At 44.5% G+C, this 17,603-nt stretch carries 10 protein-coding genes; 2 read left to right on the forward strand and 8 right to left on the reverse strand.

Annotated elements, in window-relative coordinates:
* Window positions 1-12: 12 nt before the first annotated feature.
* The 3 genes from ACSQ8O_RS29050 to ACSQ8O_RS29060 form a co-directional block, all read right to left on the reverse strand.
* The gene (locus ACSQ8O_RS29050) at window positions 13-894 is read right to left on the reverse strand and encodes a MurR/RpiR family transcriptional regulator (protein ID WP_436244523.1); all 882 of its coding nucleotides are present in this window, start codon (window positions 892-894) and stop codon (window positions 13-15) included.
* Window positions 895-906: 12 nt separating this feature from the next.
* Window positions 907-1,875: an N-acetylglucosamine kinase gene (locus ACSQ8O_RS29055; protein WP_436244524.1), complete on the reverse strand. Its 969-nt coding sequence runs from the start codon at window positions 1,873-1,875 to the stop codon at window positions 907-909.
* 217 nt (window positions 1,876-2,092) lie between these two features.
* Window positions 2,093-8,080, reverse strand: coding sequence for a polysaccharide lyase family 8 super-sandwich domain-containing protein (locus tag ACSQ8O_RS29060; RefSeq protein WP_436244525.1), 5,988 nt, complete (start codon window positions 8,078-8,080; stop codon window positions 2,093-2,095).
* A 386-nt stretch (window positions 8,081-8,466) separates the two neighbouring features.
* Here ACSQ8O_RS29060 and ACSQ8O_RS29065 point away from each other — a divergent pair, with 386 nt between their 5' ends.
* Window positions 8,467-8,892 (forward strand): VOC family protein, encoded by a 426-nt coding sequence (locus tag ACSQ8O_RS29065; protein WP_436244526.1) that lies wholly within the window; start codon window positions 8,467-8,469, stop codon window positions 8,890-8,892.
* An 85-nt stretch (window positions 8,893-8,977) separates the two neighbouring features.
* Here the strand turns inward: ACSQ8O_RS29065 and cls are convergent, their stop codons facing one another.
* From cls to glgB, 5 genes are all read right to left on the reverse strand, one after another.
* Entirely contained in the window at window positions 8,978-10,438 is a 1,461-nt protein-coding gene (cls, locus tag ACSQ8O_RS29070; RefSeq protein WP_327205115.1) for a cardiolipin synthase, read from the reverse strand.
* A gap of 109 nt (window positions 10,439-10,547) precedes the next feature.
* Window positions 10,548-11,978, reverse strand: a complete 1,431-nt coding sequence (glgA, locus tag ACSQ8O_RS29075) for a glycogen synthase GlgA (RefSeq protein WP_436244527.1) — start codon at window positions 11,976-11,978, stop codon at window positions 10,548-10,550.
* A gap of 52 nt (window positions 11,979-12,030) precedes the next feature.
* Window positions 12,031-13,143 carry a glucose-1-phosphate adenylyltransferase subunit GlgD gene (gene glgD, locus ACSQ8O_RS29080; RefSeq protein ID WP_236285172.1) on the reverse strand — a complete coding sequence of 371 codons (1,113 nt, stop codon included), beginning with the start codon at window positions 13,141-13,143 and terminating at the stop codon, window positions 12,031-12,033.
* A 6-nt stretch (window positions 13,144-13,149) separates the two neighbouring features.
* Window positions 13,150-14,298, reverse strand: a complete 1,149-nt coding sequence (locus ACSQ8O_RS29085) for a glucose-1-phosphate adenylyltransferase (RefSeq protein ID WP_436244528.1) — start codon at window positions 14,296-14,298, stop codon at window positions 13,150-13,152.
* Entirely contained in the window at window positions 14,241-16,247 is a 2,007-nt protein-coding gene (glgB, locus tag ACSQ8O_RS29090; RefSeq protein WP_436244529.1) for a 1,4-alpha-glucan branching protein GlgB, read from the reverse strand. The genes ACSQ8O_RS29085 and glgB overlap by 58 nt, the downstream gene beginning before the upstream one ends.
* A gap of 182 nt (window positions 16,248-16,429) precedes the next feature.
* Here glgB and ACSQ8O_RS29095 point away from each other — a divergent pair, with 182 nt between their 5' ends.
* Complete coding sequence (locus ACSQ8O_RS29095) at window positions 16,430-17,551, forward strand: peptidylprolyl isomerase (protein ID WP_436244530.1); 1,122 nt, start codon at window positions 16,430-16,432, stop codon at window positions 17,549-17,551.
* The last annotated feature ends 52 nt before the right edge of the window (window positions 17,552-17,603 follow it).

The raw sequence follows: 17,603 nt of genomic DNA on the forward strand, positions 1-17,603 counted from the left end.
TTTTGTATTCTTTTACTTTTTGGAGAGCTGTTTAACAAATTGTATGCCTAGTCGAACCTCGTCCAGCAATTCAATTGATGTATCATAATCAGCAGTAAGTACAGAGATGAATAAAATGTCAATCACATGCAATTGAGCAAGTCGCGATGATGTTGCAGCGCTGCGAAAAACCTCTTCTTGCTTGGGCGACACATACAAATTAATATCCGCCATTTCACTAATCGGTGATAACCCGAAACTGGTTAGGCTGATGGTTGTCGCACCTTTTTGCTTAGCTAATCCCAATACCTTGCTTACCTCGAACGTTTCTCCCGAAAATGAGATGCCGATTACTACGTCTTTCGGTCTTGTTTGTGCTACCAGCATGGCAGTTAAATGATAATCTGAGCTGGATGTGGTGAATGGATTAATACGTACGAATTTCATATGTGCATCTTGCGCAATGACTCCAGATGCCCCTATGCCATAGAAGTGAATTTTTTCTGCATGCTTTAATACTTCGGCTGCTCGTACCAACGCATCATAATTCATAATCTCGGCGGTTTCTTGCAAGGAGCGTATACTGTTGTTTGTCATTTTTTGTACGATAGATTGCTGTGTTTCGTGGGAAATAAAGTCTGTAAAATCTGTCTCTGATGTATTGCGTATATCCCCAGCTATTCGTAGCTTTAACTCCTGAAATCCACTGAGTCCCAACGACTTGCATAACCGGATAACCGCTGATGCACTTGTAGCGCTTAATTCACCCAACTCATTGGCCGTGCTGCGTATTGCCTCTTGGGGATTCTCTATGATATAAAGGGCTATTTTGCGCTCCGAAAGCGGTAATTGCTCCGCAATTTCTTTCAGCATTATCAAACCGCCTGTCAATGATTCGGCAAGGTGGTTTGCCATAAACTTCCCCCCTTATAGGTGCTGTTTAGCAATGGCTTCCATGGCTACGATTACAGCGCCATCCACAGGATCTGCGAACGCAGGTTGATAGCAGCCCAGCTTATGTTCCTTCAAACCCTCCATGAACTGGTTCCTAACAATATCCGAGTACATGAAGATTGATCCTGCAACCGTGACCGGCGTTGATTCATGGAAGGCGTCTGATTTTCTTCGTAACCCGCGTACCAAGCCAACAAGCTCATTACCTGCTTCTTTCAAGATATTCACGGCTACCGGGTCAAATTCTCTGGACGATTCAATGACCAGTCTAGCTAAGCTAGCAATCACCTGTTTGTTCGGAACATCACGATAGATATACTGAATGAGGTCATGTTCAGTTGCTAGCTGTAATCTTGCTAAAATCATCCCGGTTAATTGTGTAGGAGATTCCCTACGATCATAGGCTTTACAGACAGCACTAAGCGCTTGGAGTCCAATCGAATAACCGCTTCCTTCATCACCTAAAATGTGCCCCCATCCCCCATTAAAAGCTAATTTACCAGTTCGTGACAACCCAATCGCGTTAGATCCTGTTCCCGAGATAACGAGTATACCTTCTTGATTCTCAGGATGCATCGCCCCGCGAAGGGCGATAAATAAATCACTTTTTACGGTGATGTCAATACCCTCATGTAGATGTAATTCCTTGGCAATATATTTCAGCTCTTGTACAACGGATAGTCTATCCTTTTCTAAACGCGTACCGGCAATGCCTGCACAAATCCCAATAACTTCACTGGGCTGGATGTCATAAACCTTCAGACCCTCATTTATGAGATAATGAAGCCTTTTTTTCATTGTCTCCACACCAACAGTTAGTACGTTCGTACCATCCCCGACAACAACGCTTTGACATCTCATTAGATGATTATAATTCTCTACTCGCTGGAAGGCACATGTCGTTTTCGTTCCGCCCCCATCAATCCCAATGATATAAGGCATAATAGGATCACTCCAAGTAGTTAGTATCAGTATAGTCAAATTATATGTGAGTTGAAATTTAATGTCAACATTTTTTAATTTTTATTGAAATGTTATTTTAGATTGCAACGAATTCAGTTGTCGACTGAGGATTAGTCATTGAGAATGAACCGACAAAATCCTCTCCCAGTCGGCAATAGCCTTCTAGAAGAGGATTCAGCTTGATGAATAAGATTGCCTAATGTACAGAAGCCGCTTGAATTTCTTTAAACGCCCAGAACTGCTCCGTTACATCAGACCATATGGCTTTCGTGCCAGATAATGGCTCTTGACCGAGTAGTTTGTTGATCATGACTACGGCTTCAGCACGAGTCAATCTCATCTCCGGACGGAAAGTACCGTCCGCATAACCGCTGATAATTCCAGTTGCCTTTCCTTGATGAATGGCCACTTGCGCCCAATGATCACCCACGTCAGTGAAGCTTTCACCGACTGCCTCAATCTTCACTGTCAACAGCTTGGCTGTGATGCTCGCCATCTCCGCCCGCGTGATCGTTTGTTCTGGTTTGAAACTGCCATCTGGGTAGCCTGACATCAATCCCATTTTTGCCACGTGATCAATCGCTTCCTTCGCCCAATGTGTCGATACTACGTCCGTGTAGGCAATGCCTGCTTGAGTTGTAGCCATATCGAATGCACGGGTCAATATCGTTGCCATCTCCGCTCGGGTAATGCTTCGTTCTGGTCCAAATGTGCCATCTGGATAACCTGATATATATGCATTGTAATGCTTGACTGGCGTTGCCGCCGTAGCTTTCCAACCCTTCATATGCACAATCGTAAACGTACTAAATTTGTTCACTGCAAAGCGAATGCCGAGTTCACCGCTTTGGTCGAACTTTACAATCTCTCCTCGGACAAATTCTTTCGTGCCGTCACTATGCTCAATGTAAATACCTAAATCGTTCTTCTGCTCATCGCTAAGCGCTACGTCGCCGAGCGGCAACGTCAACGTTACTAGGCGACCCTGCAGATTCGTTTCGATCGTCATCGGACGACCGATCACTTCGGCGCTTCCCAATTCTGCGATTTGGAGCACGGCTTGCTCAGTTTTTGCACGCTGTTCGACTGCATCATGCTCTACTTTCTTCTTGATCGGTACAACTTGGAAGTAAGTATCATGGCTAAGTCCTTGCAGCGAGCTGCCAGAAATATCTATTCGCGCGTTATCCGTAACAATTTCGAGCCCTACGTTTGCGTTGGCCAATTGCTCGGTCGATGCTTTCGGGATCTTCACATTCAATTCCGCAACCTCGTCCTTCTCATCCGGAATGACGATTTTGGCCGAGTTGGAGCCTGTTGCTGCGAGTTGAGCGATTGTCTCAACCACTTGTTCAGATGTCAAATTGACTTCATCGCGCTTCTGTCCATTTGTATCCGGCGTACGGTAGATGACGACTGCTAACACGACGGATCCGTCATCGCTTGTACCGCCTCCAGTATGGATAGTTTCAGTTTGGGGACCTATCACTGAATCATCATCGCCACTGGCCGATACAGGTATTTGCAATTGAATAGAAGCTGTGAGAGGAACAGCCGTTACATTGCCTGCCGCATCCTTCAACTCCATATATACTGTCTTTGCTCCATCTCCCGATGAAAGTACCCATGCTTTCGTTCTAGTAGCCGCCTCCCAGCTGCTCCAAATTGCACGGTCATTGGAGAAGCGCATCTGTACGCTTCCTGAACCCGCTCCGTCGAAGCTGTATACGGCCAAAGTGACCGACGTTGAATTCGTTATAGCCGCTCCTCCGTTAATGCTGAGCGTCCCAGAAGGTGCCGTAATATCGAACGCTACTGTCCTGAACGCCATATTGCTTCCGTAGGTCGTTCCCACAACGTTAGTGGCATAGGCTCGGAAATAGTACGTCGTGTCAGGCGTTAAGTTCGCAAGGTCAAATGAGTACACCTGTGGCCTGTTTGCGCCGCTGATCGCAATGTTCCCCTCACTGCCATCTGGGTTCTGAGCAGTTCCATATACGGCACCATATACCGTAAGCGGATTACTGCCGACGCTAATGATTTCCGTTTGGATCGTCGCTGTGGTCTCTGTCACATTACTAGCTGCTTTTGTTTGTATGGCAGGCGCTGCAGGAAGAATTAGTCTGTTTACCGTAAAACTTGCCGTTTTCTCCACGCCTGACACATATTTTATTAGTACCAGTAGCTCCGCATCGCTTATATAATCTGCTGGAACACTGTCAATACCAAACGTAATGGTTGAATCTCCATTCACGACCATCGTTTGAAGAGATAATGGCGATTCCGTTGAAACGCCATCTTTGGTCACTGTAAACGTTCCGCTAAAAGAGCTTTTCAAAATATCCGTAGGCAATTCGCCAAAGGTTACCGTTAATTTGCCGTTTTCAGGAATGACAGCTGTCGTCAAATCCGTTACTGTAATTGAACGGACAGCATATTTGGCGTTGTCAGCAGTCGAAGTTGCTCTAATCTCTGCCGTACCGATTCCCACCGCCGTAACAAGCCCGTCTTCATTGACAGTTGCCACACCTTCATTGTCTGACGACCATTGCAGCGTTTTGACGGAAGCATCAACAGGCAGCACTTCGGCTTGCAACTGCACAGCCCCGCCAACGCCCATTACTTTGGCAGTTGTGTCCAAGACCACTGATTCCACTGGCTTGGGTGCAATAGCCAAGTGGATCGTCCAAGTGTTTTGGAACTGGGCTGCATTTATTTCCGGATTTATTTTAATTACGATTTGCGGGTCTGTCTCCTCAACAGTAATGTTATCGTCTTTGGCGATAACGCCCAGAGCCTTTCGGTCAACAGTGACAGTTAGTTCTTTGTTGCCATTTACTGTTGGGTTCATCACGGCAATTTTCATTGTGTTGTCCTCATACTCCCGAACAATAACAGACGCTTCATCGCTGACAGTAACACCGCCTGCACTTTTTGTCGTCCGCGCAAAGTTGTTAAGCGCAGTAATACCCAAGGCGTCGTGCTTAACCGCTTGCAAATCCGCCGTATTGGACAGCACTTTAAATTCAGGGGCTTCCGCGTACGCCGCCACCTCTTGGGAATTCATACCGGGAAGTATGGCATATTCATAGAAAGAGCCATTAGGGTTCGTTCCATGGTCTACATACATGGTCAAGTAGTTATCCGTTACAGGCGTATCATCATAAAACATAGAAGGGTTATCGTTTATTGTCTTCCATGATTCTGTACGTGATTCTCTTAATACGTTTAAATTGGAGCTATCTGGGAAGTAATAACCAATATCGGAACCCTCGACTCTTCCCTCAAGATAAGCCCATTTTGGATTTTCAACAGTTTCGCTATAGCCTAATGCAGAAGATTTGATCTCGCCATCAACTACAAAGGTATTGCTGCCTGCGGAATTAAGCCTCCTGTTCTCTATAATCGATTCTACAGAACGACCTTTGGAACTGGTAATTCCCGCGCCTAGCGCGACAATTTCATTGTCAAACATAAACCATGATTTTTTAGCTTTCAAATCCATATCTTTCGCGTTAGTGCCTTTTATATTATCCTGGAGGTCGGTTTTATCCAAGGCCATACCTGCCACCGCATACCCATCCAACTTTGAAGCTCCTGCCCATCTGATATTGGGGTTAACTGAGGAACTCGTTCCGCTTGTTCCTAGAACCTCGATTTGCTCGATCGGTTTGGTATCAACCGTAGTCCCTGGCAGTCGCTTATAGTCAACGGTAGCCCAGAAATTTTCCGCAAATTGCATAATGTCATTATTGTACAAATACGTAAAACCGTCCGACGTATGCGCACCTCGTCTGTTTTCCTGATTGCCCGCTTCAAACGACGCTACCCGATAATTATACATGGCCACATCAAACAAATAATCGTCTCTCTTCACGGTTGTACGAGCCATCCGATTAAAGGTGTAAGCACCTGTTGCTTCTGCTTCCGGCGCGATAGACTGATCCTGCAGCACACTTTTAAATAACTGTCTGTCAAATAGGCTTCTCGTTTCCAAAAGCTTCGGGTTAGCAAGTAAATGTGACTTTGCAGCTGCCTTAAAGTGGGTTGCTTGCGAACCATTGACCGATTGGGCAAGCATAATCAACCCTTTGACATGTGAATTTGCGCTTGTTCCTTCAACAGCTTTGGTTTGCCTTGATGCTGACCGTCCCCAGGTTGAATACAACAGCATCCCCTTGTACATCTGAGGCAAGTATGCGGTATCAACTGCATCATATACGCGACTAACATCGGCCTCGTTAGGCCCATAGGCTGAATCGCCAATCACATACAAAATTTCACTGATGCCGCGAAGGCTTTCGGTTCCATAGCTGTTCGTGTATGGAATGTTGCTATGCTCAATGAATGAGCCGTCATAATAAATGCCAGTGCCGGTTGTAACTAGTTCAAGAACCTGACTGCTCGAATTAAGCAGCTTGCTGGAGGCCTCCGTGATTCGGGCAGAATCTTTGGTTAATACGCCATGCATCATAACGATTAAACTTTTGTCTACTCGATTAGCGGCAATAGCGTTGCCTCCAGTTACAACTGTATCCGCTTTCGGTGAGAACACTTTCACCTTAGCCATATACTTGTTGATAGTTGCTTGCGGCAGGTAATCGTAGAGCAGCGTTACAATGCTGTTCACTTCCTTAGGCATGCCGATATCTCTTTCCCACCAGTTGGATATCGCCCATTTGGGACTCGTCGTGAACAGTGTACTGTCCATCCACTCCAAACCAAAAATAATGTCCCTATACAAGTCCGCATTGTATTGGAATGGTGAACCTTCCGCAACGTAAGCCACGGACATGTCTAACAGAAATTTATAGTACATCTGGAACTCTCTTGAGCGATTGCCAATATCCGCATCAGTCCATAGCTGGGAGACCGTGTTGGCACTTTTGTTCATTTTCTCCCAATACATTTGTCCTCTGGCCACTCTTTCATCAATTATGGCTTTGATTTCTGGATCTGTTACGTCATAGCCTGTATAAAATATGTAATCTGACCACCGTTTACGCATACGGTCAAATTCATCCTCCGAATACGGCGTAACGGTCAACTGGCAATTGGCTGAATATCCACCAGAAGTCGCCGTAATCGTTACGGTACCAGTACCTTTACTAAAAACTACACCATTTTTCACTATCGCAACGCTTTCGTCGGATGACGACCATTGGATTGGATCCGTTGCATTGATGGGTGTCCGACTAGCTTGGAGTACAACATTTTTGCCTTGCGCAATCGTTACTGCAGTCTGGTCAAGGCTAAGACCCGTTACATGACTGCTAGCCGTAACTACACACGTGGCTGTCTTATCAGGATTTTCAACGGAAGCTACTTTAATTGTCGCGGTGCCATCGACTAAACCTTTTACCAAACCATTGTTATCGACTGAGATGATCGAAGGATCAGAGCTAGACCATATGACTGCTTTATTGGAAGCGCTAACAGGAGAGATCGTAGCATGCAACAAATGCTCGGTACCTGTCAGAATAGTAAGTGTCGACGCATCCAAGTTCACATTATCAACAGCCGTTGGTACAGGTTTAATCACGAGATTATCTAGCCAGAATTCGCCTGTGTTCCACGGGGTAGTTGTTCGCGTACTTGTTACAAAAATAAATTTAATTCCAGCGATTTCATTATTATTTGGCGCTGTAAAGGTTGCCGTATATGTCTTCCAACCCTGATTAGCAGTTATTGTAGCATGATTAATGCGATCAGGACTGGCGCTGCCTGTTGAAGTGCCATCACTCTTTACAAACTCCGTACGCAATTGCACAGATGAGGTGTTGGCTCCTGTTTTGACATCCACTGAAAGGGTGTACTTGCCATTTGCAACCGCGGGCAAATCAGTGATTTTCTCTAAATAGCCGACGGATTGTGTGTACTGTACACGAAGAGACTGAGTTCCTTCTGTTTTCTGGGTTGTATCGTAGGTAGCTGAGGATAAGTTAACTGCGCCATGATTTTTTCCGAGCTTCCACTCTTTCCCAACCGTAGCAGTCATTGGTCGACCTTGTACAAAAACATCAGTCGTGTCGGCTGGATTGATTTCATCAGGCTCAAAACCTCCTCCTTTCAGAATCATATTGTTTGTATCGGCAGCTAGAGCAATCGGCTGCACGAAGTCAAAACAACTGAGCGCTATGATGATGCTGAGAAACATGGCTAAACATTTTTTGATTCGGATCATAACAATAATTATTCCTCCTGTTTTCCCGAATGGATGCAAGCACAACAGTTACCTGCCATGTATGTATCCTACTAGGAACGCTCTTCTTCGGACAATGACCAATTCTTGTGACAAACAATCCTTTATTTAAAAAAGAGAAGTCCTTGTGTAGCAAGGCTTCTCCTCCTGTAAGTTCGCTTTTTTAGTCATGATAATGACAGCTGATAATAATATTTGGGCATTCTAATTATTATACTCATTGCCTATAAATTTCCCTTGGCATACCGCCAACTGCAATGTCATTATCCAGTCCCTATTATTGAACCTCTAGGTCTGGTGGATTTTCTATGTAACCAGTGGTAGAATATAGGAGGTTGTCCCAATTTCACAATTAGAGGAGAATGGTCATGTCAATTAATGCTTATTTAAATTTCCAAGGAAACACTCGCGAAGTTGTGACTTTCTATGCTGAAGTATTTAATCTGCCCACTCCGAAAATCATTACATTTGGCGATATGCCAGCACACCCAGACTATCCGCTTCCTGAAGAAGCCAAGAATGGCGTTATGCACACTCGTCTAGATATTAACGGAAGCCCACTTATGTTCTCCGATGTATTCCCAGGTATGCCCTACGTTGTAGGTAACAACATCAGTCTTTCCTACGTGAGCTCAAACGCCGACGAAATCAAAAATGCTTTCCATAAGCTAAAAGAAGGCGGAAAAATTGGCATGGAGCTTCAAGCAACTGACTGGAGCAAATTGTACGGCCAAGTTGAGGACAAGTTCGGCATTCTATGGCAGTTCAATCTTGATAGTGGTGAAAGTTTCTAGAAATTACACATAGCTCTCTCTAGAGAAAAAAGGATTCCATCGCTCACTTCGTTCAAGTGAGTTTATGGAATCCTTTTTATTTGAACTATAAGATGGGTGATATCAACTTCGAAATCGACTCCAGGAAACGGATGCGAAGCGACCGCTTCTCATATTCCTCCAACGTCAGCTCCATACACCCCTCCATATCCTTCCAGAAGGTGTTTTCCAGCTTCGTTGCTGTCTCTTCATGAAACATCAGTGCATTCGTCTCAAAATTAAGCCGTAAGCTGCGAATATCGAAATTTGCAGTACCGACTGAGGCCACTTTACCGTCTACGATAATGGTTTTGGCATGCAGAAAGCCATAATCATACAGATAGCATTTCACACCTGCACGCAGCAGTTCCCCCACATAATACAATGAAGCCCAATGAACGAATAAATGATCAGCCTTCTCAGGTATCATAATTCTAACATCAATCCCCGATAGCGCGGCAATTCGCAAGGCATTCAACATACTTTCTTCGGGAATAAAATAAGGTGTTTGCAGCAAAATTCGGCTTTTGGCCAAATGAATCAGCTTAAGAAATGTATACACAAAATGCGGCCAAGTTTCATTCGGACCACTTGCGACAATTTGCATGGGAACCTGACCTTGTTTGGCATTCTCCAAAACTGCTGGGAAATATGTCATATCTACTTCCAATGTTTCTGCCGATGCAAGGTTCCAATCCAGGATGAACCGTGATTGCAACGCTCGCACGACACTGCCCGACAATCGAAGATGTGTATCCCGCCAGTAACCAAATTTCGGATTCAGGCCTAGGTACTCATTCCCAATATTAAATCCGCCAATGTAGCCGATCTGCCCGTCTATAATGACGAGCTTGCGATGATTCCGATAGTTAACACGATAATTAAGAAAAGGAATACTTGACGGAAAGAATGCCGCTTTGTGTCCACCTGCCAGTAGAAAATCCTTGAAAAACGAATCTTTCAACGTACGCGAGCCGATATCATCATATAAAAAACGAACAGTCACCCCTTGCTTCGCTTTGCGTGTGAGCACTTCCAGAATCCGCTGACCCAAGGTATCATTTTTCACAATATAATATTGCATGTGGATATGGTGCTCCGCTGCCTCAATTCGGCTAATCAAATCATTAAACTTCTCGACCCCATCTGTGAAAATATGTACATCGTTATCCTGCGACAAAAATGAATCATTCGTTGCAACATTCAAATAAATTAAATAACGATACTCCATAACCATCGGATCGATATAGGGAAAAGTCCCTTCCATGAGCTGCTGCCGCTGCTCACTAATCACAGTCTGCATCCGTTCCTGCATGCGCTTATTCCATTTATACAGCTTTCGGCGGCTCAAATTTTGACCCAGCATCACGTATAATAGAAAGCCTAGAATAGGAATGAATAGCAGCACCATTAACCAAGACCATGTAGCTGCCACATTGCGCCTTTCTAAGAATACCACCGTGAGCGCCAATAAAATATTAACGACGAACAACACGGTCAACATATGAGAAATCCAATCCATGCCCATTGTACCACTCCAACCCTCTTTACTTATCTGTATCTATTATACCTGAATTTTCTAAATAACGAAAAAAGCCTCTGAATTCTTTCGAATTAAGAGGCTTACTTCCAGTCAATTAAGAAGTCATTTCCGTGTAAATGGTGATATATTGCTGAGCAGACTTGCGCCAGCTAAAGTCACCTTTTTTCATATTGTTCTGAATCTTCATCCAACTATCACGATCATTCTTATAAAAGAAAACCGCGCGCCTGATGATGTGAAGCATATCATGCGCGTTATAATGCGTGAAGGAGAAACCTGTGCCCTCTCCTGTAAACTCATTATACGGCTGCACCGTATCCTTCAGACCGCCTGTTTCACGAACGATCGGCACAGAACGATAGCGCAGCGCAATCAATTGCCCAATACCACATGGCTCGAACTGTGATGGCATTAAGAAGAAATCGGATGCAGCGTAGAACTGGTGTGCTAACGCTTCATCAAAATAAATGTGCGCCGACACTTTAGTCGGATGTGTGATTGCAGCGTTCCGAAACATTTGCTCATAGACAGGCTCACCAGTTCCAAGAACAACAAGCTGTATGTCTAAGGCTAGGATTTCACGAAGCACGTGCTGAATCAGATCCAGACCCTTCTGTTGTACTAGACGAGTTACAAGGACAATCATTGGGATATCGCCGTTCACAGGAAGTCCTAGACGCTCCTGAAGTGCCGTCTTATTCTGCGTTTTCTTTGGTAACGAATCCCGATAATTCACAACCAGATTCTTATCCGTCATAGGGTCGAACACATCGTAATCAATCCCGTTCACGATGCCTGTTAATTGATCTTTGCGGTGGCGCAGTAGGCTGTCCAAGAATTCACCGTAATACGGTGTTTGAATCTCCTCCGCATATGTCTGACTTACTGTTGTTATCTGATCCGAATACAACAGTCCACCCTTCAGGAAGCTTGCGCCACCGTGAAGCTCTAGCGCGGTTCCTGAGAAGTGATCATCCGACAAACCGAACAAATCCTTGAACACTTGTTGGCCAAATACGCCTTGATATTTCAAATTATGAACAGTCGTCATCGTCTTGATCTCGCTAAAGAACGGCAAATGCTGATAATGAGCCTTCAACAACACAGGAATCATACCTGCTTGCCAATCATGACAATGAATCACGTCCGGTTGAAAGTCCAGATACGGAAGGGCCTCAATGACACCTCGACAGAAGAAGCCAAATCGCTCCGCCTCATCCCCAAAGCCATATATACCAGATCGCTTGTAATAAAACTCATTATCGACGAAATAATAGGTAACCCCTTCATGCACCAACATATCAATACCGATATATTGTTTCCGCCAGCCCAACTGTACATCAAATGACGTCACATGTGTCATCAGATCTCTAAACTTAGCCGGGATATCACCGTATTTCGGCAAAATAACACGCACATCAAGTCCTTGACGCATCAGCTCCTTAGGCAAGGAGCCGATCACATCCGCTAAACCGCCTGTCTTTATAAAAGGAACGGCCTCCGAAGCCGCGAACAGTATTTTCAATTTGCCACTCCTCCAACTTTGCTAGAACCTGATCCAACACACGAACTTGCGATTAGATCACTTTGGTTTTCGCTGCAATGAATGGTGCTTTATTGTCACCAGTTAATACACGGCCGCGGCTAATGAAGACGTCCTTATCCAGAATCGCATTCTCGATAATTACGTTTTCCTCAATCTCGCAGTTTTGCAGGATGATACTGTTTTTCACGTAGGCGCCTTTGCGGATCTTCACCCCGCGGAACAGAATGCTGTTCTCCACTTTCCCTTCAATCTGGCAGCCATTTGCGATAAGTGCGTTCTTAGCGGAAGCGGAGTCCAAATATTTGGCAGGCGGCTCATCCTTAACCTTGGTATAGATCAGATTATTCTTCTGGAAGAACAGCTCGCGCCAAATCGCAGGATTCAGCAGCTGCATACTGTGCTTGTAGTAACCTTGAATGGAATTCACAATGCCCAGATGCCCTTCAAATTTGTAGCCATAAACGCTCAGTTTATCAATATTTTTCATAATGCCATCACGAACCAAATGATCATATCCTTGCGCTAAACAGGATTCCACCATATCCAAGAGCAACGCTTTGCTCATGATATACATTTCCATGGAGATGTTATTTGTCCGCAAACGACCTGTATGATCTTCCATTAAGGTTACTTGACCAGTGTCCTTCACAGCCATGCGGCGGAATTTCCCATGAACCTCTTCATCGGTTTGCTTATAAATCACAGTGATATCCGCTTGCATATCTTCGTGGTAACGTACCGCGTCGCGTAGATCCAGATTGCACACCATGTGGCTGCGGGAAATAATGACGAACTCTTCTTTACCGCGGTAGAAATAGTCACGATGGCTATAAAACTGATACAAATCACCGCGCGAGATACCCGTCGGTTCATCCAGTACGGAAGGTAGGACGAAAAGTCCCCCACGCTTACGATCCAAATCCCACTCTTTTCCAGATCCCAGATGATCCATGAGCGAACGATATTTGTGTTGAGTGAATACAGCTACATTGTCAATCCCTGAATTCACCATATTCGATAGTGCAAAATCAATTAACCGATAACGACCACCAAAAGGCACAGATGCCGGGCAGCGGAAATAAGTCAGTTCCTCCAAATCATCCGGTTCATTGACTAAATTAATGACTCCCATCACATGTTTCAACTGACATCATCCCTTCTGATTAGCGTAGCCTGTTACCCGTTCGTTACCGCCAATAAGTACAATTTCACCATTGCCATCGACAACCGCACCATCTTCAACGACCGTATTCTCACCAATAATGGCTTTGATAATCGTTACGTTATTACCAATCTTGGCATTCGGCATAATGACTGAATCTTTAATTTGGCTGCCTTCACCAACTTGGACACCGAAGAAGAGAACAGAATGATCGACATCTCCAAAAATCGCACAACCCTCATTGACCAATGAACGTTTAATATTCGCCGTAGGTGCTACGTATTGAGCAGGTTGGTACGGATTCTGTGAATATACACGCCAATCTTTATCATTTAAGTTTAATTCATTATTGTCGTCTAAAAGATCCATATTTGCTTCCCAAAGGCTATCAATGGTTCCAACGTCTTTCCAATAGCCTTGGAACGGATAAGCAAACATTCTCGCTTCATCCTTTAGCATCATCGGAATGATATCTTTCCCAAAGTCCTTACTGGACTCCGTATTCGCTTCATCCTCAAGTAAATAGGATTTCAATACTTTCCAGTTAAAAATGTAAATACCCATTGAAGCCAAGTTAGAGTTTGCTTCTTTCGGCTTTTCAGCGAATTCGGTAATCTCCTGCTTCTCATTTACGCTCATGATACCGAAACGGCTTGTTTCTTCCCATTTCACTTCGATAACAGCGATCGTTGCGTCCGCTTTTTTCTCTTTGTGATAAGAAAGCATGAGATCGTAATCCATTTTATAAATATGGTCACCCGAGATGACCAAGACGTATTCTGGATCATACTGCTCGATAAAGCCGATGTTGCGATAAATCGCGTTTGCAGTTCCTTTGTACCAATCTCCACCTTTTTGCTCCATGAATGGTGGCAATACAGTCACACCGCCATACTTGCGGTCAAGATCCCAAGAGCTTCCAATACCAATGTACGTATTGAGAACAAGAGGCTGATACTGTGTAAGAACACCTACGGTATCAATCCCTGAATTCGTACAATTGCTGAGAGTAAAATCAATGATGCGATATTTGCCGCCAAAGTGAACAGCTGGCTTAGCTAAATTGTTCGTCAGTACGCCTAATCTTCGCCCTTCTCCTCCAGCGAGGAGCATAGCAACACATTCTTTACTGCGCATATTTGATTTCCCCCTTCACCTTCATCAATCTCTGATTGGAATTCACTCACACACTTGATATAGACAGCCGCAAGCGGCGGAATACATAACGATAAACTGTATGGCATACCATGCATGGGACTTGCTTTGCTTGTGATTGGCAGCGTATTTCCTTGTCCGGAACCGCCAAACTCTGTAGCATCGCTATTAAAAACAACTTCGTAGAGACCTAATTTCGGAACGCCGATCCGATAATCCGGATGAACAACAGGTGTGAAATTACACACAAGAATAAGTTCATCCTCCGGCGATTTCCCTTTTCGCAAATAAGTGACAACACTTTGGCTCTCGTCATGGGGATTAATCCATGCAAAGCCTTCTGGATCATGATCCAGCTGCCACAAGGCCGGTTCGTTCAAATAAAACTGATTGAGCGACTTCACGTAATGATGCATCTGCTCATGCTTCTCGTACCCGTCTAATAGAAACCAATCCAGCTCTTCGAGATCCTTCCATTCATCGAATTGACCGAATTCACTACCCATGAAAAGCAGTTTTTTGCCTGGATGCCCCGACATGTAGCCATATAAAACACGCAAATTAGCGAACTTCTGCCAATAGTCTCCTGGCATCTTATGCAGGAGTGAACGCTTTCCATGCACGACCTCATCATGTGACAAGGGAAGTACATAATTTTCACTCCATGCGTACATGAATGAGAAGGTAATTAACTTGTGATTATATCTCCGGTGGATGGGATCCAGCTTCATATATTTTAGCATATCGTTCATCCAGCCCATATTCCACTTGTAGTTAAATCCAAGTCCACCTTCGTGCACAGGAGCCGTAACTAGCGGCCAATCCGTCGAATCTTCCGCCATCATCAGCGCGTCTGGATAATAGGAGAATACAACTTGATTCAGCTTGCGAATGAACGCAACGGCCTCCAAATTCTCATCGCCACCGAGTTGATTATGGATTGGCTCCTCATTCCATCTGCCGAAATTAAGGTGCAGCATAGAAGCAACAGCATCCACTCTGATCCCATCCATATGATACATGTCCATCCAAAATAAGGCATTTGAGATTAAGAAACTCTGAACCTCCGGCCTGCCGAAATCGAAGGTAAGTGTCCCCCACTCCAGCTTCTCTGCTTTGCGAGGGTCTTCGTATTCATACAATGGCTTGCCATCAAACTGGCGGAGTCCGTGGCTGTCCTTGCAGAAATGACCTGGGACCCAGTCCATAATGACCCCAATACCCTTTTGATGACAGCGATCTACGAAACGCATGAAATCCTTAGGTGCACCGTGACGACTAGTCACAGAGAAGTAGCCAGTGGCTTGATAACCCCATGAACGATCAAACGGATGCTCGGCCAGCGGCATGACTTCAATGTGCGTGTAACCCATGTCAACCGCATAATCCACTAATTCACTCGTTAATTGTTCGTACGTGTACAGCTCCTCGCTCTTGCGATCTTTTTTACGCCAAGTGCCTAAATGCACTTCGTAAATAGAGAGCGGCTTGTTATACGCGGGAATTTCTTTCTTCTGCTGCTGCCAGGCTTGATCCTGCCACTCATATCCCTCTAAATCAACAACCCGTGAAGCCGTGCCGGGCCTTAATTCAGAATAGAAGGCATAGGGATCAGCTTTTAACAAAATCTGCCCTGTCTGACTATGAATTTCGAACTTGTAATAGTCGCCTTCACGTGCTTCTGGAATGAAAATCATCCAGAGTCCTAATGAACTAATCTTTTCCATCGTATGCTCGCCGGATTGCCAATCATTGAAATCTCCAAGTACAAACACGGTTCTCGCATGCGGTGCCCAAACGGCGAATCGAACACCTTCATGCCCTATTTCTTTGCTAACATGTGCCCCTAAGATACGATAACTGTGGAAAAGGGATCCTTCATGAAGCAGAAACAAATCCTCGGAGCTGGGTATACCAACGTTTGCTCCCACATTATCCCCCCCTATTTCGACATGTCTTTACTCTAAGATGCTTGTAACAAATCGTCTCTACCTCTACAAATACAACAAACAGGTAAGGAATTCCTTCAATTCGATACGAATAAAAAAAAGGAAATCTCTCAACCTTCGGTGAATTATTGATAGGACAAGAAATGAAAGGTGGATCACCCATAATGAAAGATAAAGTAAAAGGACTTATCGTAGGTTTAACCATTGGTTCTGTTTTAAGTGGAACTGTCGCATTTGCAGCTGGGACACAAATCGAAGTCGCTTTCCGTAATCTGACGTATATGTTTGATGGTGTCGAAAAAACGCCAACGGCAGGCAAAGGATTTATTTATGAAGGGGATACTTATGTACCCCTGCGTTTTATGAGCGACGCCCTGGGCAAGAAAGTTACGTGGGATGACGCAACAAGTACGATTTGGGTCGGAAACAATCCGAATCAAGTTGTTGCAACTTACACAGGTGGAACAGTGACGAGAGCTGAGTTCGATGTGGTCTTTAACCTTAAATCACTGTTAGATAGTGCATATGCAAGCTCCAAGGACAATATCGACTATCAGACAAGTATTCTTAAAGAATTAGTGACGAATCGGATTCTCTACGGTCGTGCATCTGATGCTGACCAAGAAGCTGCCAAAAAGAGTGCTGCTGGACAGGTTGCTGCATGGAAGCAGCAAATGGGCGTTGATAAGTTTCAAGCCGATTTGAAAAAGGCAAATGTGACTGAAACTGAACTTCAGTACTTTCTTGTTGGCAGTATGACAGCGACGAATTACGTAAAATCCAGTGTTACGGACGCTCAATTGAAATCTCAGTATGATGCATCGCTTGCTGCGAATAAAGATGCGTTTACGATCGCTTCTGTTCGTCATATTTTGATCGGACTTACAGACACAGCAGGTAAAGCTCTTCGCACGAAAGAAGAAGCTCTAACTCTTGCCAAGGATATTCAACAGAAACTCAAAAATGGTGGAGATTTCGCTGCGCTTGCTAAGCAATACTCTGAAGATCCAGGGTCGAAAGATAATGGTGGTCTTTACGCAGATGCTGATGTCAGCCAGTGGGTTGAAGGATTCAAAAACGCAGCGATCTCACAAACCGTTGGTGCGATTGGCGATCCAGTTGAAACCGAGTTTGGCTATCACGTGATCAAAGTTGACTCTCGCTCTGTTAAACCTTTTGCTGCAGTAAAAGAATCACTGCGTGCTTCGATTGAACAGGCGCAATTCCAACAATTTACCGAAAAAGAACTGCCTAGTCTGATTGAAAAGATCGATTTAGGTCAATAAATGGTGTACAATGGATGTTTAGAAAAGTTTACAAGTTGAAGGATGGATTACA

The sequence above is a fragment of the Paenibacillus sp. LjRoot56 genome, assembly GCF_964253335.1.
GTDB classification, from domain to species: Bacteria; Bacillota; Bacilli; order Paenibacillales; family NBRC-103111; genus Paenibacillus_E; species Paenibacillus_E allorhizoplanae.

Excerpts from the sequence above, each read along its gene's own strand:
- ACSQ8O_RS29050 (WP_436244523.1), bottom strand. The coding sequence starts at position 894 with ATGGCAAACCACCTTGCCGAATCATTGACAGGCGGTTTGATAATGCTG.
- ACSQ8O_RS29055 (WP_436244524.1), bottom strand. The coding sequence starts at position 1,875 with ATGCCTTATATCATTGGGATTGATGGGGGCGGAACGAAAACGACATGT.
- ACSQ8O_RS29060 (WP_436244525.1), bottom strand. The coding sequence starts at position 8,080 with ATGATCCGAATCAAAAAATGTTTAGCCATGTTTCTCAGCATCATCATA.
- ACSQ8O_RS29065 (WP_436244526.1), top strand. The coding sequence starts at position 8,467 with ATGTCAATTAATGCTTATTTAAATTTCCAAGGAAACACTCGCGAAGTT.
- cls (WP_327205115.1), bottom strand. The coding sequence starts at position 10,438 with ATGGGCATGGATTGGATTTCTCATATGTTGACCGTGTTGTTCGTCGTT.
- ACSQ8O_RS29085 (WP_436244528.1), bottom strand. The coding sequence starts at position 14,298 with ATGCGCAGTAAAGAATGTGTTGCTATGCTCCTCGCTGGAGGAGAAGGG.
- ACSQ8O_RS29095 (WP_436244530.1), top strand. The coding sequence starts at position 16,430 with ATGAAAGATAAAGTAAAAGGACTTATCGTAGGTTTAACCATTGGTTCT.